At 27.5% G+C, this 25,268-nt stretch carries 22 protein-coding genes and 1 riboswitch; of the genes, 4 read left to right on the plus strand and 18 right to left on the minus strand.

Annotated features, from left to right (window positions below):
* Positions 1 to 24: 24 nt before the first annotated feature.
* The 7 genes from AAT22_RS11925 to fliB form a co-directional block, all read right to left on the minus strand.
* A complete protein-coding gene (locus AAT22_RS11925; protein WP_047001393.1) occupies positions 25 to 768 on the minus strand; it encodes a hypothetical protein in 744 nt (247 codons plus the stop codon).
* Positions 769 to 887: 119 nt separating this feature from the next.
* Positions 888 to 2,210 (minus strand): 6-phospho-alpha-glucosidase, encoded by a 1,323-nt coding sequence (locus AAT22_RS11930; protein WP_172655019.1) that lies wholly within the window; start codon positions 2,208 to 2,210, stop codon positions 888 to 890.
* Between the two features lie 55 nt (positions 2,211 to 2,265).
* A complete protein-coding gene (locus AAT22_RS11935; RefSeq protein WP_016207651.1) occupies positions 2,266 to 3,822 on the minus strand; it encodes a PTS transporter subunit EIIC in 1,557 nt (518 codons plus the stop codon).
* Positions 3,823 to 4,047: 225 nt separating this feature from the next.
* The gene (locus AAT22_RS11940; protein ID WP_016207650.1) at positions 4,048 to 4,788 is read right to left on the minus strand and encodes a MurR/RpiR family transcriptional regulator; all 741 of its coding nucleotides are present in this window, start codon (positions 4,786 to 4,788) and stop codon (positions 4,048 to 4,050) included.
* 8 nt (positions 4,789 to 4,796) lie between these two features.
* Complete coding sequence (locus AAT22_RS11945) at positions 4,797 to 5,933, minus strand: NADP-dependent malic enzyme (RefSeq protein WP_016207649.1); 1,137 nt, start codon at positions 5,931 to 5,933, stop codon at positions 4,797 to 4,799.
* A 604-nt stretch (positions 5,934 to 6,537) separates the two neighbouring features.
* Entirely contained in the window at positions 6,538 to 8,043 is a 1,506-nt protein-coding gene (locus AAT22_RS11950) for a carboxypeptidase M32 (RefSeq protein ID WP_047001395.1), read from the minus strand.
* A gap of 130 nt (positions 8,044 to 8,173) precedes the next feature.
* Complete coding sequence (fliB, locus tag AAT22_RS11955) at positions 8,174 to 9,334, minus strand: flagellin lysine-N-methylase (RefSeq protein ID WP_047001396.1); 1,161 nt, start codon at positions 9,332 to 9,334, stop codon at positions 8,174 to 8,176.
* Positions 9,335 to 9,734: 400 nt separating this feature from the next.
* Between fliB and hisS the strand changes: the two genes are divergently transcribed.
* Positions 9,735 to 11,033: a histidine--tRNA ligase gene (gene hisS / locus AAT22_RS11960; protein WP_047001397.1), complete on the plus strand. Its 1,299-nt coding sequence runs from the start codon at positions 9,735 to 9,737 to the stop codon at positions 11,031 to 11,033.
* 80 nt (positions 11,034 to 11,113) lie between these two features.
* Here the strand turns inward: hisS and AAT22_RS11965 are convergent, their stop codons facing one another.
* The 7 genes from AAT22_RS11965 to uraA form a co-directional block, all read right to left on the minus strand.
* Entirely contained in the window at positions 11,114 to 11,488 is a 375-nt protein-coding gene (locus AAT22_RS11965; RefSeq protein ID WP_047001398.1) for a hypothetical protein, read from the minus strand.
* Positions 11,489 to 11,561: 73 nt separating this feature from the next.
* Positions 11,562 to 12,023, minus strand: coding sequence for a 6,7-dimethyl-8-ribityllumazine synthase (gene ribE, locus AAT22_RS11970; RefSeq protein WP_047001399.1), 462 nt, complete (start codon positions 12,021 to 12,023; stop codon positions 11,562 to 11,564).
* Positions 12,024 to 12,046: 23 nt separating this feature from the next.
* Positions 12,047 to 13,240, minus strand: coding sequence for a bifunctional 3,4-dihydroxy-2-butanone-4-phosphate synthase/GTP cyclohydrolase II (locus tag AAT22_RS11975; RefSeq protein ID WP_016207643.1), 1,194 nt, complete (start codon positions 13,238 to 13,240; stop codon positions 12,047 to 12,049).
* Positions 13,241 to 13,253: 13 nt separating this feature from the next.
* On the minus strand, positions 13,254 to 13,907 hold the full coding sequence (locus AAT22_RS11980) for a riboflavin synthase (protein ID WP_047001400.1): 654 nt from the start codon (positions 13,905 to 13,907) through the stop codon (positions 13,254 to 13,256).
* 4 nt (positions 13,908 to 13,911) lie between these two features.
* Positions 13,912 to 15,000 (minus strand): bifunctional diaminohydroxyphosphoribosylaminopyrimidine deaminase/5-amino-6-(5-phosphoribosylamino)uracil reductase RibD, encoded by a 1,089-nt coding sequence (gene ribD, locus AAT22_RS11985; protein ID WP_047001401.1) that lies wholly within the window; start codon positions 14,998 to 15,000, stop codon positions 13,912 to 13,914.
* A 216-nt stretch (positions 15,001 to 15,216) separates the two neighbouring features.
* A riboswitch (FMN riboswitch) is annotated at positions 15,217 to 15,332 on the minus strand.
* A gap of 239 nt (positions 15,333 to 15,571) precedes the next feature.
* Positions 15,572 to 16,480 carry a DMT family transporter gene (locus AAT22_RS11990; protein WP_016207640.1) on the minus strand — a complete coding sequence of 303 codons (909 nt, stop codon included), beginning with the start codon at positions 16,478 to 16,480 and terminating at the stop codon, positions 15,572 to 15,574.
* 216 nt (positions 16,481 to 16,696) lie between these two features.
* Positions 16,697 to 17,986, minus strand: a complete 1,290-nt coding sequence (gene uraA / locus AAT22_RS11995) for a uracil permease (protein WP_016207639.1) — start codon at positions 17,984 to 17,986, stop codon at positions 16,697 to 16,699.
* A gap of 308 nt (positions 17,987 to 18,294) precedes the next feature.
* Between uraA and AAT22_RS12000 the strand changes: the two genes are divergently transcribed.
* Together AAT22_RS12000 and AAT22_RS12005 are read left to right on the plus strand one after the other, a co-directional pair.
* Complete coding sequence (locus AAT22_RS12000) at positions 18,295 to 19,743, plus strand: DUF4118 domain-containing protein (RefSeq protein WP_016207638.1); 1,449 nt, start codon at positions 18,295 to 18,297, stop codon at positions 19,741 to 19,743.
* A gap of 39 nt (positions 19,744 to 19,782) precedes the next feature.
* Positions 19,783 to 20,481, plus strand: a complete 699-nt coding sequence (locus AAT22_RS12005) for a response regulator (protein ID WP_047001402.1) — start codon at positions 19,783 to 19,785, stop codon at positions 20,479 to 20,481.
* 73 nt (positions 20,482 to 20,554) lie between these two features.
* On the opposite strand, the gene AAT22_RS12010 is transcribed toward AAT22_RS12005, so the two are convergent.
* From AAT22_RS12010 to AAT22_RS12025, 4 genes are all read right to left on the minus strand, one after another.
* Positions 20,555 to 21,208: a TrkA family potassium uptake protein gene (locus AAT22_RS12010; protein ID WP_047001403.1), complete on the minus strand. Its 654-nt coding sequence runs from the start codon at positions 21,206 to 21,208 to the stop codon at positions 20,555 to 20,557.
* 38 nt (positions 21,209 to 21,246) lie between these two features.
* Entirely contained in the window at positions 21,247 to 22,590 is a 1,344-nt protein-coding gene (locus AAT22_RS12015) for a TrkH family potassium uptake protein (protein ID WP_047001404.1), read from the minus strand.
* Positions 22,583 to 23,056 carry a hypothetical protein gene (locus AAT22_RS12020; RefSeq protein ID WP_016207634.1) on the minus strand — a complete coding sequence of 158 codons (474 nt, stop codon included), beginning with the start codon at positions 23,054 to 23,056 and terminating at the stop codon, positions 22,583 to 22,585. The genes AAT22_RS12015 and AAT22_RS12020 overlap by 8 nt, the downstream gene beginning before the upstream one ends.
* Positions 23,057 to 23,289: 233 nt before the next feature.
* Complete coding sequence (locus tag AAT22_RS12025; RefSeq protein ID WP_242849818.1) at positions 23,290 to 24,435, minus strand: M20 peptidase aminoacylase family protein; 1,146 nt, start codon at positions 24,433 to 24,435, stop codon at positions 23,290 to 23,292.
* Positions 24,436 to 24,841: 406 nt separating this feature from the next.
* On the opposite strand from AAT22_RS12025, the gene AAT22_RS12030 reads away from it, so the two are divergent.
* Positions 24,842 to 25,225, plus strand: a complete 384-nt coding sequence (locus tag AAT22_RS12030; RefSeq protein WP_047001405.1) for a hypothetical protein — start codon at positions 24,842 to 24,844, stop codon at positions 25,223 to 25,225.
* The last annotated feature ends 43 nt before the right edge of the window (positions 25,226 to 25,268 follow it).

Genomic DNA, 25,268 nt, shown 5'->3' on the forward strand with positions numbered 1-25,268 from the left:
TTTGCCCCCTTATATAGTTTTAAGTTATTTTTTTAATTTAATATAGGAAATTGCAATTGTGAAAAATGCTCCTGATAAAATAAATATAGAAAATATTATTTCTGATTTTCTTTTATTATTTTCTAAAACAATCTTTTCTTTAGATGCAGTTAAACTATTATTTTCTGATTCATTTTTTGTATCATTTAAAGTATCTTTATTATCTATAATTTTATTACTTATTATTTCATTATTATTTGAAGTTTCTTTTAAAATTCCAAGTTCATCTTCAGCAACTTCTTCAATATTTTCTATAATCTCTTTATTATCAATACTACCCAAAACTTCTTTAGCCAGTAAATCTAAATTATTTTTATAAAAATCGAAGTATTTTCCTAATTCATTTATATTACCCTCAAAAATTGTATCATTATTTTCTTTTTCTTTAAGAATAAAATTGCCGTCTTTAAAACTAAAATCTATATTTAAATTTAAGTTATTTGCTATATAAGTTGCATCTTTGTATATCCCCAGAATTTCAGCCAAAGAAAACTCTTTTATACTAGTTTTATCTTTAACATCTTCTGCTAAATCTTTTCCCTTATCAATTATATTTTCAATATCTTCTTTATCAATACTTAAATTATTTATATACTCAATAAAATTTTCACTATTTAATCCCATAGATTCAAAATTATTTGATGTATTTGCATAAGCACTTATTTTAGCACTTAATAAAAATATTATTACTATAAATATTATAGTTAATAATTTTTTATTAGACTTCATACTTAACCCCTCCTACATCTTTACTTATTATCAGTATTGACATAGAATTATGATTTTTAATCAATTAATAAAATAAAATAATTAAAGTCCTCTAAAATTTTAGAGGACTTTAATTATTTTTAAGTTAAATACCAGTAATCTTTATTTTTTTCCATTAAATCATCTAATACAGCTTTTGCCTTTTCTGGATTTACAATAGTTCTATTTAAAGTTAATGCTTGTAATGCTTTAGTATAATTTTTTTCTAAGAAAGCTTCAACTGTAAGAAGTTCATACGCATGTTGCGCTTCCATTAAACCTTTATAAAATGGTTTAATTTCTCCATATTTATAAGGATTAGCTCCATCTTTTCCAACAGTTCCTGAAACTTCAACAATAGCATCTTTACTAAAGTTAGTTATAATATCATTATTTCTACTCATAAGAATAAACTCATTATGAAGATCATAAGCTATTGATTCAGCAAGTTCAACCATCAAGTCTCCAAATACACTATTTGTAATTATTTCTATATCTTCAATTGAATCAGTATTAGTGGCCTTAGAGCATATATCCCAAACTTCTTTTTCTCTTGAATCCTTTGCTTCATCTGCTCTTGTGTAATTAGGATCACTTTCAGCTACTATTTCTTCTGCAAAGAAATAATATTGAAGATATGTTGTTGGAATATATTCATCAAAGAAGTTCATATATTTATTTACTCTTAAGTACGTATCAAGCCAAGATTTAGAACGCTGCTCTGCATTATAAGGCTTAAAATCATAATCCCTTAAATATGTTCTTAATTCATCAAAATAGTCTTTTCCCTCTGTATCTTTAAGCTCTGTAAACCATCCAAAATGATTTAGTCCAAAATAAGTAGCTCTTAAATTTTTTTGCTCAACTCCTAATATTTTTGAATAAGATCTCATAAGAGAATATGGTTGATCACACAAATTTAAAATTCTTTTATCATCTGGAAATACTTTATCAAGCCCTAATGCAACTATTGCAGCAGGATTTGTATAATTTAGTATCCATGTATCCTTTGAATGTTTACGAACTTGGTTAACCATTTCTACCATTGCGCCAAGAGATCTCATTCCATAAGCAAATCCTCCTGGTCCACAAGTTTCTTGTCCTACTAGTCCATATTTTAATGGAATTTTCTCATCAAAACTTCTCATTTCGTTTTTCCCAACACGCATTTGACAAAATACAAAATCTGTTTTTTCATATGCTACATCTGGATCAGTTGTGAAAATAACTTCTGTTTCACTGCAATAAGCTTTTAATACTAATCTAATATAGTCTTCCATTTTAGACGTTCTTTCATTATCTATATCATAAAAGATGATTTTCTTTAATGGAAATCTATCCTTTAATTTTACTAAGCTTCCTACCAAGGCTGGAGTTCTAGCACTTCCTGCTCCAGTTATTGTGATTATATTACTACTTCTCATTATCTATCCCTCCGCTGTATTTATAATTTATATTAATGTTTTAGTAAATTTATAACTACATATTGTTTAATTCGTCATCTACTGCATTTCTAACAAACTCTACTAAAGGTCCATAAACAATATGAATATGTTTAGATGCTGGGAAGAATATTCCTGTACATCCTGATGTCTCTAAAAGTTTTTGATCTACTATATTAACTTCACCTAAATCTATTCTCAAACGAGTTATGCAATTATCTACATTTTTTATATTTGATTTTCCACCTAAGGCTTTTATAACTATCTTAGCTATTTCATCATATCTCTTTTCTTTTATAAGAGTATTGTCTGCTGATGGAGAATCTTCTCTTCCTGGGGTTTTTAAATCAAATTTTAATATTGCCCATTTGAATACAAAATAAACTACAACTGCTAAAATTAATCCTATCAATATAAAGCTAATCCAATGAGTATTTTCATAAAGTAATCCAAATATTGCAAAATCGAAAATTGTACCTCTTATATATCCAATTGCTACATTAGCTAATGATAATACTACTGCTCCAACGCCTATTATACATGCATAAGCTACATATAATAATGGTGCAATAAATACAAATGAAAATTCTAGTGGTTCTGTAACATTACCTAAAAGTGCTGTTAATATACAAGTAATCATTAAAGATTTAACTAACTTTTTATTTTCTTTATATGCTGTTTTGTACATTGCAAGTCCTATAGCAGGGAAAGCAAATAAAGTACATAACATTTGTTGTTGAGCCATAAATCTTGTTAATGATGGCATCATACTCCAATATTCACTAGTTGGTCCTTGATTAAATAAAACTTCATTTAAGGTTGGAACAACCCCTACAAAAGTTTCTCCATTTATAACATATGAACCACCAGCTTCAGTAAATCTAAATAGAGCATTCCAAAGATGATGTAATCCAAAAGGAATAAATAGCCTTTCACCTGCTGCTGTAAAGAATGGTCCTACTGGGCTTAAAAAAACTACTGACAATTTAGTAAGTAAAGCAACTAAAGCCTCCCATATGAATGGTATTGTTAGTCCGATTACAGTCATAATTCCCATTGTTATTATTGGAACTGATTTTTTACCAGAGAAAAATGCAAAAGCAATTGGTAATTCAAGTTTATAAAATTTATCTGTTGCCCAAGCTGCAATTAAACCTGTTACTATACCTCCCAAAGCGTTTACATTCATGGTTTGTATTCCTAATACCTTTATTTGTCCGAATTGACTCATTACTTCAGGAGCTGCTAACTTTCCAGTTACAGTTAACCATACATTCATAGATATTATTAAGATTATATATCCTATAACTGATGCAAATACTGAAATTCCCTTATCTTTTTTTGACATTCCATAAGCAACACCCATTGCAAACATTAGTGGAATATTGTCAAAGACAGCACCTGCTATAGTTCTGATATTAACTAAAATTGTATTTAGAACTTCATTGCCTAGGAATGGGAATCTTGCTATCATATAAGACTGAACAAGAGCTCCTGTTATACCTAATATCATTCCTACTGGAGCCATAACTGCAATTGGTAGTAATAAGGTTCTACCAAACTGTTGAATTTTTTGACTAAATTCTTTTGACATTTCGCCTTCCTCCATTTATTAAATTATATATTTATGAATACCTTTTCTTTAAAGAGCGCTCTTTTCATTTTCATTGTAATCGGTATAAACAAATCTTTCAATAAGTCTAAGTGATACTCTTTTCTTTTGTGAAGTCTAAGGTCATAAGAAATGACCTAGGTCTTAAAAATTATCTAAATAGCAAATCTTATAATTCTCTAAAAAAATAGCTCGCAATTTTGCGAGCTATCTATTAGTAAACTCTTTAATAGAATTTACTAACATTTCAATTACTATAAACATACCAATTCTAGATATGCTATCATTAAATTTTGTTTCTGTATCACTAGATACACAATGAAGAGTATAATCACTTATCTTAGATAATTCATTATTCCCAAAGGAAGTAATCCCTATTGTTTTGCAACCTTTAACTTTAGATATATTAGCTACCTCCAGTATCTTTTCTGTATTTCCAGATAATGAAATTAAAATAACTAATTCATCACTTTCTAATGTATTTCCAACTAGAGTTAATAGGTTGTAATCTTTAACAAATATACACTTAATTCCTAAGGTTAATAAAAGATGATTTAAATAATATCCGGCTGCTTTGCTTGTACCTCTTGCAAAAACATAAACAGTTTTAGCTTCCATAACTTCTCTAGAAACCTTTTTATACAAATCAGCTTCTATTACCACAAAAGTTTTTTCAATATTTTGTTTTAATCCATATTGCAAATCTTCTAAAACCTTTATGTCATCTTCACCATTATTATTTGATTTTAAATAATATTTTAAATCTGAAAAGCCTTCAAACCCTAGCTTTTGTGCTAAATTAATAATTACAGTTTTCGAAGTAAATGTTTCTTTAGCTAAATCATTTATTTTCATTTTTATTACTTTTTGTTGATTAGCATAAATATATGTAAATACCTTTTGTTCACTATTAGTTAATTTATTAAATAATTTAGCTAAATTCTCCATAATAACTCCTATTCTTTAAAACTACAAATTACATCACAAACTAAATCAACGATTCTTTTATCAAATACACTTGGAATTATATTTTCACTATTTAATTCATTTTCTTTTATACAATTAGCAATTCCTTTAGCAACTTCTAATTGCATCTTTGTAGTTATTTTATTAATACGTGCCTTTAAAGCTCCCTTTATTATTCCTGGAAATACCAACAGATTATTTATTTGATTAGGATAATCACTTCTTCCTGTAGCAATAACCTTTACATTTGCTTCCTTAGCTACCTCAGGCATTATTTCTGGAATTGGATTTGCTAGTGCAAATATTATAGAATCAGCATTCATTGACATTACTATTTCCTTTGTTAAAATATTTCCAGCACTAACTCCTATAAATACATCCGCTTCTACTAATGCATCTTCAAGAGATCCATCCTTATTTCTGTTAAATTTTACAGCGCATTCCATTTGATATTTATTACTTGCATTATTACTTGTGATTATACCATATCTATCACAAATTACAATGTTCTTAAATCCTGCATCGTATATTAAATTAGCTATAGCTATCCCTGCAGCTCCTGCTCCATTTACTATAATCTTCATATTATAATCTTTTCTTACTACCTTCATAGCATTTAGAAGTGCAGCTAATACAGCAATGGCAGTACCATGCTGGTCATCATGAAAAACAGGTATATCACAAATTTCATTTAATCTTTCTTCAATTTCAAAACAACGAGGTGCACTTATATCCTCTAAATTTATCGCTCCAAAACTTCCTTCTATAAGTTTTATTGTATTTACCAAAACATCAACATCATTATCACTTATACAAATAGGAAATGCATCAACACCTGCAAATTCTTTAAATAATACACATTTTCCTTCCATAACTGGCATTGCTGCTAGTGGCCCAATATTTCCAAGTCCTAATACAGCGCTTCCATCAGTAATTACTCCAACTAAATTAGATCTCCTTGTATATTTATATGAAGCATCTTTATCCTTTTCAATTTCTAAACAAGGATATGATACCCCGGGAGTGTATGCTATTGTCAAATCTTCATTGTTATTTACAGGACATCTACTTATAACTTCTATTTTTCCTTTCCAATTTTCATGAGCTTTTAAACTTTTTTCTTTCATAAAATATCCCCTCCTTTATCTGTATAATAGAATCTTTTCATAAATCATTCAATAGAATTGCTACATTTAAGACCTAAGTATTTTTTATAAACTGAAAACATATAAAAACCTACATGAATATTAATTTTAATTTTCTTTTATTTATGTATAATTATATATAAGAAAATAAACTAATGATTTTACATTATTTCCCAGAAAATAAATTTAAACTTTATTTAACTTGTATATATAGTTATGAGATAATATAATAATCCAATTACATTTTACGTTATTTTCATTCATGGAAGCTAGGAATTAATGCTAAGAAAATTTAATAATTCAGATAATATTTACTTACTTTTTTAAGTAAGTAATGGTGAGGTTTTAAAATTTATTGATAGAAACCTAATTAAAAGTATTCAAAAAGCAAGATAAATTAAATAATAATTCTTAAATTTTTAGGTAAGTTACTTTAAAATGCAAGAATGAGATAATGGAAACTATTTGTTTATGATATTGAAAAAAATAATAATACATATCTAGAAACTGTATAGTATAAATAAACTAATGGCTAATGATGTATTATTATCTTTAGCCATCAGTTTATTTATTATAATATGAAATCCTATTTTATATTATATATTTTATAATATTTGTTTTTCAAATAATCTATAAAATATTTTGGATTAAGATCTTCCCCTGTTATATTCTCTATAAGTTCATTTGGAGTATATACTGCACCATGTACATGTACTTTTTCTTTCAACCAGTTAGTTATTTCAGTTAAATTTCCATTTTTCACTTCATCCATTACTTCTGGTTTCTCCTCTAAAAGTTTATGGAAAATTTGCGCTCCATATAAATTACCCAAAGCATAACTTGGAAAATATCCAAAGGATCCATCTGACCAGTGAGTATCTTGAAGTACTCCTTCACTATCATTCTTAGGCTCAACACCTAAATATTCTTTATACTTTTTATTCCATAAACCTTTAAGATCATCTACTGTTATTTTTCCATTAATTAATTCTTTTTCAATTTCATATCTTATTATAATATGAAGTCCATAAGTTAATTCATCTGCTTCTGTCCTAATTAATGAAGTCTCAACATAGTTCATCGCTTCATAGAATTCGTCTAAAGTAACAGCTTTGAAATCTTCAAAATATTTTTTAGCTATAGGTAGCAAATATGAACAAAACTCTTTACTTCTGCCTAATATATTTTCATAAAATCTTGACTGAGATTCATGTATTGCCATAGAAGATCCTGTTTGAAGACCTGTATTTTCTAAATTATCACTTATATTTTGTTCATAAATACCATGTCCACCTTCATGAATAGTACTAAACAAAGCTGAAGTAAACTCATCTTCATGATAATTAGTAGTTAATCTTACATCCTTATTACCAAAGTTTGTTGTAAAGGGATGGATACTTTCATCTAATCTACCAGCACTCAAATCAAATCCTATTTTTTCCAAAATTAATAAAGATAAATCCTTCTGCTTTTTTGTGTCAAAATTTCCAAATAAAAAGTCACGTTTTATAGTTTTCTTGCTTGATTTTAAATTATTTAAAATTTCGATTATTCCATCTTTTAGCTCTGAAAATATCTTATCTAATTTGTTAGTGGTAAGTCCTAATTCATATTTATCTAAAAGTGTATCATACTTATCTATTTTATATCCCCAATAATTAATAAATTCCTTTTGAAATTCAACTACTTTTTCTAAATGAGGTTTAAATATTTCAAAATCATTTTCTTTTTTAGCTCTTTCCCAAGCTAATTCTGAATTGCTACAAACACCAACAAAGGCTACATATCTATCCTTTGGTATTTTTTTGGTTTCATTATAATTTCTTTCAAGCTCCTCTAACATTCTTCTTTCTTGAAGATTCATTTCACTTTCATTCTGTGATAAGTCTTTTATAAATTCTCCAATCTTAGGGCTGGTAATCATTTTAAAGCTTTCACCAGACAAATACTCTAAAACCTCTGACCTTGATTCTCCTGCTTTACTTGGCATATTAGTTCTCATATCCCAATAGATTAAGCTAAGTGCTTGATTTAATTTTTCATACTGACTTAAATAACTCTTTACTTCTATTATTTTTTCTTTTAAATCCATAACAGTTCTCCTTAATGTTTGTTTATCTATAAATATACCACAATTTACCTACTACAACCAATATATTTAGTATAAGAATAAAATTTATTAAAAATAGTATAATTAATTGCTAATTTACTTTTCTGTTTTTTTATAAGTTTAACATTACAGTTAGTAAGTTTTCGATATTAAACACCTTATTGGTTTCAAATACCATTTCCAAATTTTCTATATTTTCTTCTAAATGCTCTATGTCCTTTGAATAAGTATGTGCTATATCTACCATATCTTCTTCTTTAAATTCTCTATTTTCTAAAAATCTTACTACTGCTAATTCTTTTATCATAATATAACTTATCACTGCAAATTTTATTTTAGCTAAAACATCATAATCAAAAACAGATTTCATAAAATATCTAAAAATATAATAAACTAAAATTTGTTCAAAGTGGTAGTTTTTCTCCTTGTAATGTTCATCAAACTTTTCATGAAAACTTAGGTAAATCTCTTTATCCGTATCACTTTGCCAAAAATATCTTAGTGCATCTTCTATTCCCAAAATATCATTAGGCTTTATATGTTTTAAATCTTTAAATACATTAAGTATTTCTTTCATATTATTATATTTTTTATATTCTTTTCCTTTATAATTCTGAAGATTTTTAATAATTTTTTCAATAAATTCTTCAGCTAAATACTTATCTTTTATATTTTTAATAGATTTTATATCATTTAAATCTATTTTTTCTTGAATTTTATTTGCAAAAATAAGGGCTAAAGAACATCTAATATTTAAATCTAAACTTCTATTTTGCAGTATATCAAACACTACTTTTCTGCATTGCATAAGACTTATATACAGAGTTGGATTTATATCATTATAATTATTAACTTCTTCATCATTTTCACTTAATTCAAATATTACTCTTTTTGATGATCTTAATATTATTCTTGCAGCTTCAGGGCAAGACAAAGATATTCCCATTTCACGAAGATTACCGAATTCTTCTAAATAGCGAGGGTATTGTCTACATGTATAGCAAAGACTATCCCCCCCTAGGTTACTATATATATCACATAAATTGTCTTCATTTAAAAAGGAACATCTATCACCTTTTAAAACAAATATATTTTCATTATCTTCATTAACTATTTTACTTCTTAATTCTTCTCCAAACTTGCCTTGTACAGATAAATAATTTTTATAACTTTCCTCATCTATAACTATTCCCCATCCTGCACAACAAGTATCTTCACATTTATCAGCTATACATTCAAATTTATCAAAATAATCTGGCTTTCGTATTTTCATTTTAACCCTCACATCATATGTAATTTATATTTTTTATAACAAATTAATTTTAATACTCATTATTAATACCTTCAAGCTTTTATTAATTAATAAATTTTGTTGAAGGGAAATTCAAAATAGTTTATAATTAGTATAATAAATTTAGGAGGAAATAATATGAAGGCATTGAAGAATTTATATAAATTAATACATCATCATTGCTAGAGAGACTTGTTCTTGTAAAAAGAGTGCAGGTCTATTTTAAGTGGGCTTGTATCTCTAGGCTATGATATGCTAATGCAATCATATTTTTGTAAGTCATGTGGGATATTTGCCTGCATGGCTTTTTGATTTAGGATTAAATATGTACTAATAATAATCTTGAATTCTTATTTTTAAAATATAAAAGGAGAAATTAAAAATGAACAACTATAAAATTAAACCAAGTATCTTGCCAGGATTTATGGAATTATTACCTATAGAACAAAGAAAATTCAATGATATGGTAGAAAAAATTACAAAAGTATATGAAGAAAATGGATGTTTACCTATAGATACTCCAATTATAGAAAAAGCTGAAGTTTTACTTGCTAAAAGTGCTGGAGAGACAGAAAAGCAAGTTTATGCATTCCAAAAAGGATCTAATAACTTAGCATTAAGATTTGACTTAACAGTTCCTTTTGCTAGATATACATCTCAATATTTTAATGAGTTAACATTTCCATTTAAAAGATATCAAATAGGTAAGGTTTATAGAGGAGAACGAAATCAAAGGGGTCGATATAGAGAATTTTATCAATGTGATGTTGATATTATAGGCAAAGATAAATTAAGCGTAAAAAATGATGCATTAGTTATTAATTTAGCATCAAAAGCCTTTCAATCAATAGGATTAAAAAATTATAAATTTCAAATAAGTAATAGAAAAATATTATCTGCTTTATTAAAGTCATTAAATATAGAAAATCCTGCTGATGTTATGATATTAATAGATAAATATGATAAGATTGGGAAATTATCCTTTGAGGAGGAGCTAAATAAATTAGTAAATGAAGAACAAGCAAATATGATAAACAAAGTTATAAGTATAAATGGCTCTAAGAACAAAGTTTTAGAAGAATTAAATTCATTAAGTATACAAGATGAAAAATTTATCATGGGTTTGAATGAGCTTAAAGAAGTTATTACTACTTTAGAAATACTTGGAGTAGATGATAGTGAGTATATAATAAATTTAAAAATCATAAGAGGCTTAGATTATTATACAGGAACAGTATTTGAAACTTTGCTAACTAATAATGAACAATATGGATCCATTTGCTCTGGTGGCAGATATGATAACTTATCAGAAAATTACACTACTAATATATTGCCCGGAGTTGGTATTTCAATTGGTTTAACAAGATTATTTTTTGTTTTAAAAGAGATAGGATTTATTGAAAATTATAAACTTCCATCTAAGGTTGAGTATTTAATTATTCCAATTGGAGATACGTTGAAATACTGTGGCCAAGTATATACAAGACTGTCTCAACTAAAAAAGTCTGTAGAAATATATTTTGAAGATGATAAATTAAAGAAAAAATTGAATTATGCTAACAAAATGGGGATTCCAAATGTTATTCTTCTAGGTGAAGATGAAGAAATAAATAAGACTATAAATATCAAAAATATGGATACTGGAAATCAGGAAATAATAGACCTTGAAGATATCATTTAAATAAATACCTTCTTTTCTTATAAGATAGCCTAATAAGAAAAGAAGGTATAATATTTTCAATTATAAGTATTTTTATATTATCAAAATAGCAATATTAAGTCTATAAGACTATTTGTATATTTGAGTAATTCATCATAATTAAAAGGATTAGTAAACTTAATAATTCCTTCTAGACTACTATTGAAATTTCTTAGGTAATTCAATAAATAACTTTTACTATTAGCATATCCTGGAATAAAAGAATCATTTTCAATACCATTAACTATCTCATCTATTATTATTTTAGATTTTAAAGCTTTAACATTAATTTTAGTAATAAAATCATCTGTAAAAGTTATGTTATTCTGAATGTTTTGTCTCATAATACCTGTTATTTCTCTTAAAGAATATATTTCATCGTTTAAATTAACATAACTCTTTTTACCAATTATCTTTTCTATTAATTTTCTATCCAAAACGTCCTCCTTAAAACAAACTAAACTTACTATAATTTTAATGTTATTTAGGATAGCTTTCAATAGGTTAAATTCATATTGATCTTAATAAATTTGCCATTTCAATTGCGGACATAGCGGCATCATACCCCTTATTTCCTGCTTTCGTTCCTGCTCTTTCAATAGCTTGCTCAATAGAATCAGTAGTTAAAACTCCAAATATAACAGGTATTTCACTATCTAATGAAACTGATGCAACTCCTTTTGATACTTCAGCACATACATAGTCAAAGTGCGGTGTTGATCCTTTTATAACTGCTCCTAGACAAATAATCGCATCATATTTTTTACTATTTGCCATCTTCTTTGCTATTAAAGGGATTTCAAATGCACCTGGCACTAAAGACAGTTCAATATCATTTTCATTAACACCATGTCTTTTTAATCCATCTAATGCTCCATCTACTAACTTAGAAACAATAAAATCATTAAATCTTCCTGCTACTATTCCAATGCTCAAATCTTTTCCAACTAAGTTTCCTTCAAATACTTTCATTTTTTATACCTCCAAAATTATTATTATAAAATATGATTCATTTTTTCTTTTTTAGTTTTTAAGTAAAAATTATTCTCAGCATTTGGTCTTATTATTACTGGAACTATTTCTGATACCTTTATTCCATAACTTTCTAATCCTTCAACTTTTTTAGGGTTATTAGTAATAAGCTTTATATTATTTACTTTCAAAGACTTTAATATAGAAGCTGCAATATCATAGCTTCTTAAATCTGGGTGAAACCCAAGTTTTAAATTAGCCTCTACAGTATCATATCCTTCTTCTTGAAGCTTATATGCTTTAAGCTTATTTATTAAGCCAATACCTCTTCCTTCTTGTCTCATATATAATAAAATTCCAATACCTTCTTCTTTTATACTTTTTAACGCGAAATCTAATTGTTCACCACAATCACATCTTTTTGATCCAAATATATCACCGGTTAAACATTCGGAATGTACTCTAACTAGTATGGAATTAACATTTTCAATATCTCCAAGTACTAAAGCCACATGCTCTTTACCAGAGACTTTTTCAGTAAATCCATACATTTTAAAATTACCATATTTAGTTGGCATTTTAATTTCTGCTTCAGTTTTAATTAGTAGTTCTTCTTTTTGTCTATATTTAACTAAATCGTCAATTGTTATAAGCTTCAAATTATGTTCCTTTGCAAATTTAATTAAATCATTTGTTCTAGCCATAGTTCCATCATCTTTTATTATTTCACAAATTACACCAGCCTCTTTTAACCCAGCTAGTCTTGCTAAATCGACAGCCGCTTCAGTATGTCCACGTCTTTCTAAAACACCATTGTCTTTAGCTATTAATGGAAACATATGTCCTGGTCTTCTAAAATCATTAGCAATACTATTTTCATCTAATAACTTTTTTATTGTTAATGCTCTTTCATGAGCAGAAATTCCAGTAGTAGTATCTATATGATCTACAGAAACTGTAAAGGCTGTTTCATGATTATCTGTATTTACGCTAACCATGCCTTCTATATTTAATTCATCCGCAATATCTCTTTTTATTGGCATACATATTAACCCTTTTCCATATGTAGCCATAAAATTTATAGATTCACCAGTAACCTTTTCTGCTGCCATTAAAAAATCGCCTTCATTTTCTCTTCCTTCATCATCAATTACAATAATTATTTTACCTTCTTTAATATCATTAATTGCTTCTTTTATTGAATTAAATTTATACATTGAAATTATCCTCCTACATGAATCCATTATCTTTCAAGAAATTTTCATTTATTTTAAATTCTTTTTTTATCTCTTTATCATTAAAGCTTATAAAGCTTTCTATATATTTACCTACAATGTCACATTCGATGTTTACAAAGTTTCCAACTTTTTTCTCCATTAAAGTAGTTTCACTAATTGTATGGGGTATTATGGAAAGTAAAAACTTTTCATTGTCTACATATGCCACTGTTAGGCTTATTCCATCAATAGCGACCGAACCTTTTTCAACTATATATTTAATAACAGAAGATAAAGGTTTAACAGTTATGAGTGTAGCCACTTCATCTTTAGCTATAGATATTATTTCTCCTATACAATCAATATGCCCACTTACAATATGACCTCCAAATCTACCATTTGCACTTAGTGCTCTTTCTAAATTTACTTTAGATCCTATTTGAAGACTTCCTAAATTACTTCTTTTTAAAGATTCTAAAACAATATCAGCTGTAAACTCAGTAGACATTATACTTGTTACTGTTAAACAAACACCATTTACAGAAATGCTATCGCCTATATTTGTATTTTCTAATGCCTTATTAGCCTGTACTTTTATTTGGCAATATTTAAGTCCTTTTTTAATTTCTCTTATAACACCTATTTCTTCAACTATCCCTGTAAACAAATTATCACCCCCCTATATATCCAGTTAGTAATATATCTTCATCTAGAAGTTTAGCTTTTAAATCAGTAACTTTATAAGCTTTACTCAATAAGTCTATTCCCTCTCCCTCAATACAAGTTTTAGAATCTATTCCACCTATTATTTTAGGAGCAACAAATATCATCACTTTATCGACTATTCCAGCTTTTAGTGCAGAGTAATTCAATTCTCCCCCGCCTTCTAAAAGAATGCTATCTATTTCAATTTCTCCTAGTTTTAACATTAAATCATTTAGATCTACTTTATTATTTAATGATTTTGTTATTAACACCTCAGCTCCAAGATTTATTATTATATTCCTTTTATTTATATCTGATTTTTCTGTAGTTGCTATTATTGTTTTATAATTGCTTGAGGTTTTTAATATTTTAGAATCTATTGGAATTTTAAGATTACTATCAACTATAATTCTTATAGGATTTCTTGCACCTTTAATATTACAAGTTAAAGTTGGATCATCCATAAGTACTGTATTTATTCCAACCATAATTCCACTTAACTCATTTCTTAGTCTGTGTACTTTTAATCTTGATAATTCTCCAGTTATCCATTTAGATTCTCCAGTTCTAGTTGCTATCTTTCCATCTAAAGAAATAGCAGATTTTAAAACAACATACGGTTTTTTAGTTTTTATATATTTAATAAAAACTTCATTTAGCTTTAAACATTCTTTTTCTAATACTCCAATCTTAACTTCAATTTTAGCGTGTTTTAATTTTCTAATACTTTGCCCAGAAACTAATGGATTTGGATCTAAATTTCCTATTACAACTCTAGAAACTTTGGAAGAAATTAATTTATCTACACAAGAAGGCGTTTTACCATAATGAAAGCAAGGCTCTAATGTTACATATATAGTTGAGTCCTCAACACTTTCACTTGAATTATTTATGGCCTCTATTTCAGCATGATTTCCACCATAATTTCTATGATATCCTTGCCCTATTATTTTCCCATTTTTTACAATAACAGCTCCAACTAATGGATTAGGGTTAACCTTACCTTTTCCTTTCTTAGCTAATTCAATAGCTAATTGCATGTACTTTTCATCCATCTTTTAACTCCTTCTCTTTATTTATAAAGCAAAAATGCTCTGAGTAAATCTATCCCCAGAGCATTAAAACACAATAACATAAATAATCAATATAAATAAAAACTTTTTATTTTGCATAAAAAATATTATTAAAAAACTCTGAAATATAAAAATATTTCAGAGCTAATATAACAGTATAACAAACAAAAGTAATTATAAATAAAAATCACTTAAATACATTATCTTCTTCCATCCAGACTTTACTGTCGGCCTCGGAGTTTCACCGAATCATGCTAAAATAGCTCGCGGGCTTTACCGCCGGTAGGGAATTTCACCCTGCCCTGAAGATTTATTCAATTTTATATTGTTATTTTATTATCATTTCTATTTATTGTCAACAATAAGTTTTATAAAAATTAAATCTATATAGTTTAATATTCAATTATTTTCTCTTTATTCGTACACTCATCTATTAAATTTAATAGATCTTAATATTCCACTTTTAAGTGTTTTAAATAAATTTATACATTATTATCTCATATGATATCCTTCTCTCTTTTTTAAAGAAAAAATATAATACACAAGATATATTTTATACGTCTAAATATTCGCTATTTATTTCATTATTGTTCTGATCTTTTAATTTTGATTCTAATGCCAAATAACTAACTGCTATAAAAATAACTATACATCCTAAAACCTTTTTTATGCTTAGAGTTTCATTAAATAATAATAATCCACTAATTATACTAGTTATTGGTTCAAATAAGGAGAATATTGCAGCAGACGTAGCCCCTATAATTGATACACCTAACTGAAATAGTATAATAGCTACTACTGATGTTAATAATGAGATAATTATCATTAGAACATAAACTTTTAAAGAAAGATTAAATCTTATATATCTACCCAAAATATTACCTATTATCATTTCAACGGAAGTAAAAGAAACTATATAAAAAGATAATTTATAGGGATTTATTTTTACTAACTCTTGCTTTTCAAGATATACTATATAAAAAGCATAAGTTATTCCTGATATTAAAGCCATTAATGCTCCTAATATATTACTACCATTTTTCATATCCATAAAAAGTAATACACCAAGTAATGAAATTATCAAAGCTAAAACCTTACTTTTACCTAAACTTTCTTTAAAAAATAATTTGCATGTTACTGCTACAAAAATTGGATACATAAAATGCAATGTTGTAGCTGCTCCTACTCCAATATATGAGTAAGAACTATATAATAAGGCTGTAGTTAAAGCAACGCCTATTAAACTAAGAATAAATATATTCTTTACTTCTTTCTTTTCAGTTCTTAAAGAAATTTTTTTGTGTTTTAATATAAAAAATAAAATCGGAATAGCAAGTAAATTTCTAAAAAAGGTCATAGATAAAGAATTATTCCCTAATTTATATGTTATGTTTGCTAGAGCAGGTGTAAAACCAAATATTATTGCTGACAGTATTGTAAATAAAATACCTTTAATTTTCATATTATCGCCTTCTATTTCTTAATAAATTTTTACCAATACTAGTTTTATTTTACTACATAATTTGGCTAATTACATCTATTCACTAACAAATCTAACTAAAACGTTAAAAAGCATGTTAATTAATAAAAATTAACATGCTTTTCTATAATAAAAGTTTATATAATTTTATATATTCATTTTTAGAATAAACTTTTTACTATTATAAATAACTATTAATTATGCTTCTTCGTTCATAATTCCTAATTTATCAAATATTATAAATGCTAAATTTAAAGCAATTCCTACTACAGTTGCTAGTCCCATTCCTTTTAACTCTACAACTCCTATAGTTAATTTTATACCACTTAATCCTACCATAAATATGATTGATGTAAGAATTAAATTTCTTGATTTTGAAAAATCTATTTTTTCTTCTATAAAGGTTCTAAGTCCGGATGTTGCTATAGTTCCAAATAATAATAAACTTACACCACCTACTACTGGAGTTGGAATAGTACTTATTATAGCTGAAAGCTTACCTGAAAATCCCAATATTATTGAAATTATTCCTGCACCACATATTACATATACACTATATACTTTTGTTAAGGCCATAACTCCTATATTTTCGCCATAAGTGGTAGTTGGCACTGAACCAAACATGCCTGAGATTACAGTTGATAATCCATCGCCTAATAATGATCTATGAAGTCCTGGATTTTCTGATAAATCTTTACCTACTATGCTGCTAGTAACCTTTAAGTGTCCTATATGTTCTGCTATTACTACAAATGTAGCTGGAAGTATAGTTAATATAGCTGTCATGTCGAATTTAGCTATTTTTATTTGTGGTATTGTAAAGAATGTTGCATTATTTATAGCATTAAAATCTACTAGCCCCATAAAGCAAGCTGTTATATAACCAACAATAACTCCTATTAAAATAGGTATTACTTTTAAAAATCCTCTTAATAATACATTACTCAATATAACTGTTATAAGTGTAATCATTGAAACTATAACCCAAGTTGTATTAAGTTCTGGTGAATTTGATCCTCCAACTGGAAATCCTGCCATATCAGCTGCAGTACTAGCAAGCTCTAGTCCTATTATAGTAACTATCGCCCCCATTGCTGCCGGTGGAAATAATTTGTTAATCCAACCTGTCCCTGTATAACCTACAATAATTGCTACTATTGAAAAAACAAGACCTGAAACTACAAAGCCACTTTGTACAGTTTGAAAATTATAACCTTCACTAAATAATAAAAACGTTGGTGCTAGAAAAGCAAAACTTGATCCTAAATAAGCTGGTATCCCTCTTTTTGTTATAAAGGCATAAAGCAATGTGCCTATTCCATTAAAGAATAATACAGTTGTTGGATCAATGTTAAATAAGATAGGAACTAAAATAGATGCTCCAAACATTGCAAATAGATGTTGTATGCTTAATGGAATCGCCTTCCCCATTGGAACTTTTTCGTTGACATCAACCATTAAAACTTCATTTTCTGATACTTTTTTCATATGATTATCCCCCTTCTTAGTCTCTCAGAACTAAATTAAAAGTATTTTTATAAAATATATCATTTTTTTCGCTTAAATACAACATATTTTTTTAATTTTTAATATACTTTATTTTTAATTTTTATTTTATATCATTTACGAGTATATTATTTAGGAGTTATAATAGTGTATATTTTAATGTATAAAAAGTTGTTACAATTTTTAATTTATCATAAGTGGTGTTAAATTTGTGCTAAAGTTATTCTTCTCTTATCAAAAAAGAAAATTCTTATGTTATAATTTTCTTTATTAGAAAAGGAGGTAGACATATGTATAGAGCTATACAAATAAAAAACCTTCATTACCATATATTTTGTATAATGATTGTATTTATTATATGTACTATAGCAACTTCTTCCTCATTACTTTTAAACTATTGGGGAGTACATAAAGAGAATCTTCTTATGATTTTCTTAATAGGAGTTCTTATTTCTACTGTTGCTACAAGAGGATATATCTATGGATTTCTTAGTGCAATAATTAGTGTTTATTTGTTTAATTTTTTTTTCACAGAGCCATTATATTCTCTTGCAATAAGTAATAAACAAGATATTCTTTTAATTATATTTTTTCTAATAGCTGCACTTATATGCGGCATTATGTCATCAAAATTTCAACACCAGACTAAAATAGCAAAGCAGAATGAACGTACTGCCCAGTTTATGTATGAAATCACAGAAAGTTTTTTAAATCTTGCAGGTACTGAAAATATTGCTAATAATGCACTAAAATGCATCTATGAAAAAACTGGGCTTTCTTGTGTTATTAAACTTGATTCCAATAAATTTGAAGGTTGTAAAGACTTTTTTCACACACCAAATAGTCTATCTGATTTTAACAATTCCTTTGATTATGAAATGCCTATAAAAGGAGTTTCAAATCAGATTGGAACTATTATATTTCGATCTTGTGAGCCTTTTACAGAAGATACTAGTAAAATAATAAATACAATAGTTTATCAAATGGCTCTTATTCTTGATCGTGAGTATATTTATCTTGAGCGCCAAAAAATTAAACTTGATATGGAAAGTGAGCATCTAAAAAGCACTCTTTTAAGAAGTATTTCTCACGATATACGTACTCCACTAACAGGAATAATGGGTGCAAGTAACGTTATTATGGAACATATTAATTCACTAACTAATACAGAAATTCAAAAACTTGCATCAGATATAAATGAAGAATCTTCATGGCTTATTATGACTGTTCAAAATATATTAGATATGACACGAATTACTGATGGGAAATTTACCATTAACACTAATTATGAATCCGTTGATGATCTTATTAATCAGGCTGTTTCTCGTCTTCCATCCTTTTATGACTTAACGAGACTTTCCATTTCTATACCCGATGATATTTTTCTTGTTAATGTTGATGGTAAACTTTTTGTGCAAGTAATTATAAATCTAATTGATAATGCTTTTAAGCATTCTGGAGATAATTCACAAATTATGCTTAGTGCTTATCCTGAAAATTCACTTATGGTATTTCAAGTATCAGATAACGGTTATGGTATTGATCCTGCTATACTTAATGATATTTTCAATGGTTTTATAACCATGCCAACCCATGTTGCTGATAAAGGAAGAGGAGTGGGACTTGGACTTTCAATATGTAAAGCAATCGTAATAGCTCACCAAGGTTCTATCTTAGCATCAAATAATGAATATGGTGGTTCTACTTTTAAAATTACTTTACCTTATGAAAAAGAATAGAAATAATTTTTAAGTTTTCGAGAGGAGTTTTATTATAATATGATTGAAACTAAATCTATTTTAATTATAGAAGATGATTCCAAAATTACTAATTTTATGTCCATGGCTTTGAAGGCAAAAGGTTACCAAGTAATATCTGCTCCTACAGGAAAGGATGGTATTCTTGCGTTTTGTACACAATCACCAGATATCATAATGCTTGACCTTGGTCTTCCAGATATGGATGGTAATGAGATTATTAAAGAAATACGAAATGTTTCACAAATACCTATACTTGTTGTTTCTGCTAGAGAATTTGATAATGATAAAATTTCAGCCCTTGATGCTGGCGCTAATGATTACGTTACAAAACCTTTTTCTATGGGTGAACTTCTTGCTAGAGTTCGTGTAATGGAACGTTTCATTGTTAGAGAGAATTTTATTCAACCAGAAAGTATTTACCATTTTGATGATCTTACAGTTGATACCGAAAGAAGACGAATATTTCTTGGTCAAAAGGAAATTCACCTTACACCACTTGAATACAAATTGCTTTTTTTACTAGTTTCTAATTGTGGAAAGGTTGTTACTCACAGGCAGATTATGAAGGAAGTATGGGGATATTCAGAAAGTGGTGATTCCAAGAGCATACGTGTTTGCATGGCAAGTTTACGCCGTAAAATTGAAAATGATACTTCCCATCCGCGCTTTATACTTACTGAAATTGGAATAGGCTATAGATTCATAGATAAAAAATAAAAAGGTTGTTGCACAATTATACTTCTATTCATCATCTAGAATATTTTAATTTGTGCAGCAACCTTTTATTACTTTATTCTGTTTTCGAAGAAAGTCTAAATACATCAGTAGAAAGCCCCATTACTACTATATGGTCATCTTCTTTAAACACATATTTTCCACCTGGTGCTGGATTTAATGAACTTTTATTCTTTATTGCAATAATGTTAACCTTATATGTAGCTCTTACATTAATATTTTCGATAGTTTTTCCAAGCCAATTAGGTGCTATTGGTATTTCTAATATGCAGTATTCAGAAGTAAGTTCTATATAGTCAAAGATATTTGTAGCATTATATCTTACTGCAAGTTTTTCTGCAATTTCCTTTTCAGGATAAAAAACCTCATCAGCTCCTACCTTTTTTAAAAACTCAGTTTGACGCTCTCTCTTAGCTTTTGATACAACAAATTTTGCTCCAAGTTCTTTTAATATTGATGTAATTTCTAAAGAAGCATAAAAATCTTCACCAATTGCTACAAAGCAGTAATCAAAATTATTAACTCCTAAGGATCGCAATACACCTTCCTTTGTACAATCTCCAACAAAGGAGTCCTTAAATATTGGTGATAATTCTTGAATTACTTCATCACTTTTATCAACAATCATTACATCATTTCCAAGTTCCTGCATTTTACTTGCAAGATGTTTTCCTAAAATTCCCATTCCAATTACAAGTATTGATTTCATTTTATCCTCCATTTCATTATCTATATGTAAATATATAATTAACCTATCATTACCTTTTCAAGCGGCCTTTTTAATGGAGCTTCCTTCTTTTTTTCTCCAAATACTAATAACAATGATAACCCACCTATTCTTCCACCATACATAAGCACTATTAATATTATTTTTGAAAAAACTCCGAGAGACGGTGTTATTCCTTTTGAAAGTCCTACTGTTGCTGCTGCAGATATTACTTCAAACATTACAGTAGAAGCACTTATTTTTTCTACAAAGCATATAATCATTGTTGCAGTTAATACTCCTGCTAAATAAACATATGTTATGACAGCAGCTTGTTTTATAAGGCTTTCTTCAAGTTGCTTCTTGAAGACAGTTACATCATTTCTCCCTTTTGACATTGAAAAGGCTGCAATTATTACTATTGCTAATGTTGTTGTTTTTATACCACCAGCAGTTGATCCAGGGCTTCCACCAATAAACATTAGTATCATAGTTAAAATACTTCCTGATTCTGATAATGTAGTAAGATCCATTGAATTAAATCCAGCTGTTCTTGTTGTAACTGACATAAATAATGAAGAAATAATCTTCTCAGGTATTGTTAATTCTCTTAAATTAGTACTTGCTTCAAACAAATAATATCCTACAGTTCCTAGGGTAATTAATACTACTGTTGTTATAATTACTATTTTAGAATGGAGTGAATACTCTCTAAAATGATATTTATTTTTTAGTATATCATCCCATACTAAAAAACCAATTCCACCTATTATAATTAATATCACTATTGTAATGCTTACAATCATGTCTGTTTCATAACCTGTAAAAGAAGAAAATTCTTCGTACTTTCCCATGAGATCAAATCCCGCATTACAAAAAGCAGATATAGAATGAAATATACCATTGTAAAGTCCTTCCCAAAACCCCATTTTAGGAATAAACTTACTTGCAAGTATAACTGCTCCAGCTCCTTCAAAGATAACTGTTCCCATAATAATGCGTTTTACTAGCTTTACAATACCACTAATGCGCATATTTCCTGATGATTGCATTAATATCATTCTTTCATAAAGTCCAATTTTCTTTTTAGCAAAAATAGCAAACATACTAATTATAGTCATTAATCCAATACCACCAATTTGTATCATAAGTAGTATAACTATTTGTCCAAATATAGACCAATAAGTAAATGTATCATATACAATAAGACCAGTAACCCCTGTTGCACTTGTTGCAGTAAATAATGCATCTATAAATGGAGTCCATTCTCTATTTCGTGATGAAAAAGGAAAACATAAAAAAATACTTCCTACTACTATAACTAAAAGAAAGCTGAATGCAATAATACGTGTATAACTTAAATTGTTAATCCATTTTTTAATCATTTTTTGTCACCTTAATTCTTTGCTTAGCAAGCATAATCATTTTTTCCGGACCATCGTTAACATAAACAAATGGTACATTATTTCTATAAAATATATTTTGATAAAGTAAATCATTACATAAGAGCACTTGATTACTAATATTAGACCCTATTTCTATATTTCTGCTCATTATGAGATTTTTATAATCATCACTATCTACTGCTAAAAAACATATATAAGATTCTTCAAAATTTATTATGCCTACATCATTAATGTGCACATATGGCTCACCATTTTCTTCAAGAATATTTAAAATCCCATCTGCAAAATCTGATTTTCCATAAACAAGTATAACTCCTCCATAATCCACATATTTCTTTTCTTTTGGAAAAGTAGTTGGCAATTCCAAGAAATCATCAATTTTTTTCATAACCCGGTAACCTAGAAATATCATAATTAATATTATCAATCCTAAAATATATTCCATACTACTCCCCCTAATTTAATACATAAAATGATTTAATTCTTCTCTATAATAACTCTAAACGTATAAATTTTAGGTTTAATATTATATTTTAGTATTATTATTTCATTATATTTAGACATAATTTTCTTAACGTTTTTTTAACACCTTAGATATTGTTTAATATTTTGACACAGATAAAAAAGACTTTTAAATTATATAATTCAAAAGCCTTTCTTAAATATAACTTAATACAATTAACCTAATAGTACCTTAATTGCTAAGTTAGAAAAGTAATTAGCAGCAATAATTAATGAATCTTCATTTAAATTATAAGAAGGATGATGCCAATCTTTCTCTCCTCCAACTCCCATCCAAACAAAAAATCCTGGAACTTTATTTTGATATAATGCAAAATCCTCACCTCCAGTGCTTTGATTTGCTAATACAGCATTATATCCTAATTCTGTTGCTGCTTCAGTAGCTACTTTTATAAACTTCTCTGAATTATTAACAATAGGTAAATAAGAATACCATCTAAAATCTATCTTTGCTCCAAAGGCTGATGCGATTCCTTCTACATTTCGTTTCATTAATTTGGGAATAATTTGGCGAATATCATCTTGAAATGTCCTTACTGTACCTTCAAGCTCTGCTCTTTCCGGTATTACGTTCCAAGTATTACCTGCTTGAAAACGAGTTATACTGATAACAACATTACTAAACGGACTTAAGTTACGGTTTACTACTGTTTGTAATCCAGAAACGATTTGACTTGCTACTATGATAGGATCAATAGTTTTTTCAGGTATTCCAGCATGTCCACCTACTCCAACCACATCTATCTCAAATCTATCTACACTTGCCATAAGTGGACCTGATCTTATTCCTATTGTACCTACTGGGAGATCTGGTTTGTTATGCATTCCAAATATAGCTTCCACATTATCAAGTGCTCCTGATTTAATAATTATATTAGCACCTTTTGCATTTTCTTCTGCTGGCTGAAATATAATTCTGACAGTTCCGTGTAATTCTGATTTACGATTTTTTATAATAATGGCTGCTCCTAAAATTGATGCAGTATGGAAATCATGCCCACAAGCATGCATTAAACCAAAATTTTTAGATGAAAATTGTAAACCTGTTGTTTCTAAAATTGGCAGTGCATCAATATCACTTCTTAAACCAATAATTGGGCCTGAATAATCCCCCTTTATTTCTGCAACAACTCCTGTTGCTAAAGGCAAATCTAATATTTCTATATCTTCCTCCTTTAACCACCGACGAATACGTTTAGTAGTTCCATACTCCTCCATAGACAATTCAGGATTTTCATGTAATTCACGTCTATATTTAATTAATTTATCACTTAATTCCTTTTCATTTATAAATACTGTCACTTTTATGCCTCCTCTCTCAGCTTGAATCAAGCTATCTTAAGAATTCGTTTATATATTATTTAATTTTTAAATCTCTCGTCTAATATTCCTTGATTTATATTATTCTCACTTCCTAGAAAAATTTACCTTATCTACAACTTTCTTTATATTCAAACTTCTGTTTTCCTCTTTAATTACCTTATAAGTACTTTATCTATTTTTTTACATCATTTAATTTTTTTATTTGGGTTACAAAATTAAAACTTAACTCTTAATCTTGTCTACCTCCTCTCAAAGCTATAATAATTACATATACTTACAGTTTTCAATGCGATTTTATAATTCATTCATAAATTATATTTATTAAATATATTATATATAAATAAGTCTTTGGAGGAACATACATAGGTATGTAGATATAATTATTATGAAAATATATGAATTATCACTCAAAAAATTTGTGGATATTAATGATATTAGTATTATAAGTAAAAACAAAATTGGTGACTTAACTCTAGTTTTAGACTCCGAAAATATAGATGTTGGAGATATACTTATTTTATCTAATTTTGTAGATATGATTAGTAATAAAGGTTATGGTGCTGGTTTATCAAAAATTCCTTATGCTTATTATGCTAATGATAGAAAAGTAAAAGCTTATTTTTCAGATGCTAATCTCGTTGCTTATAATCTTGATATCTTTAGAATTTATTTTGATTTCAAAATAAAAATAATAAAAAAAATCAATAAAATACCTTATTTTATAACTATAACAGGAGATAGTTGTGATCTGATAATTTTTAAGAAATAAGGTATTATAATTTCTTTTTAAATATAAAAAAAGTTATTTTCCT

The sequence above is a fragment of the Clostridium sp. C8 genome (genome assembly GCF_001010885.1).
In the GTDB taxonomy this organism is placed as follows: domain Bacteria; phylum Bacillota; class Clostridia; order Clostridiales; family Clostridiaceae; genus Clostridium; species Clostridium sartagoforme.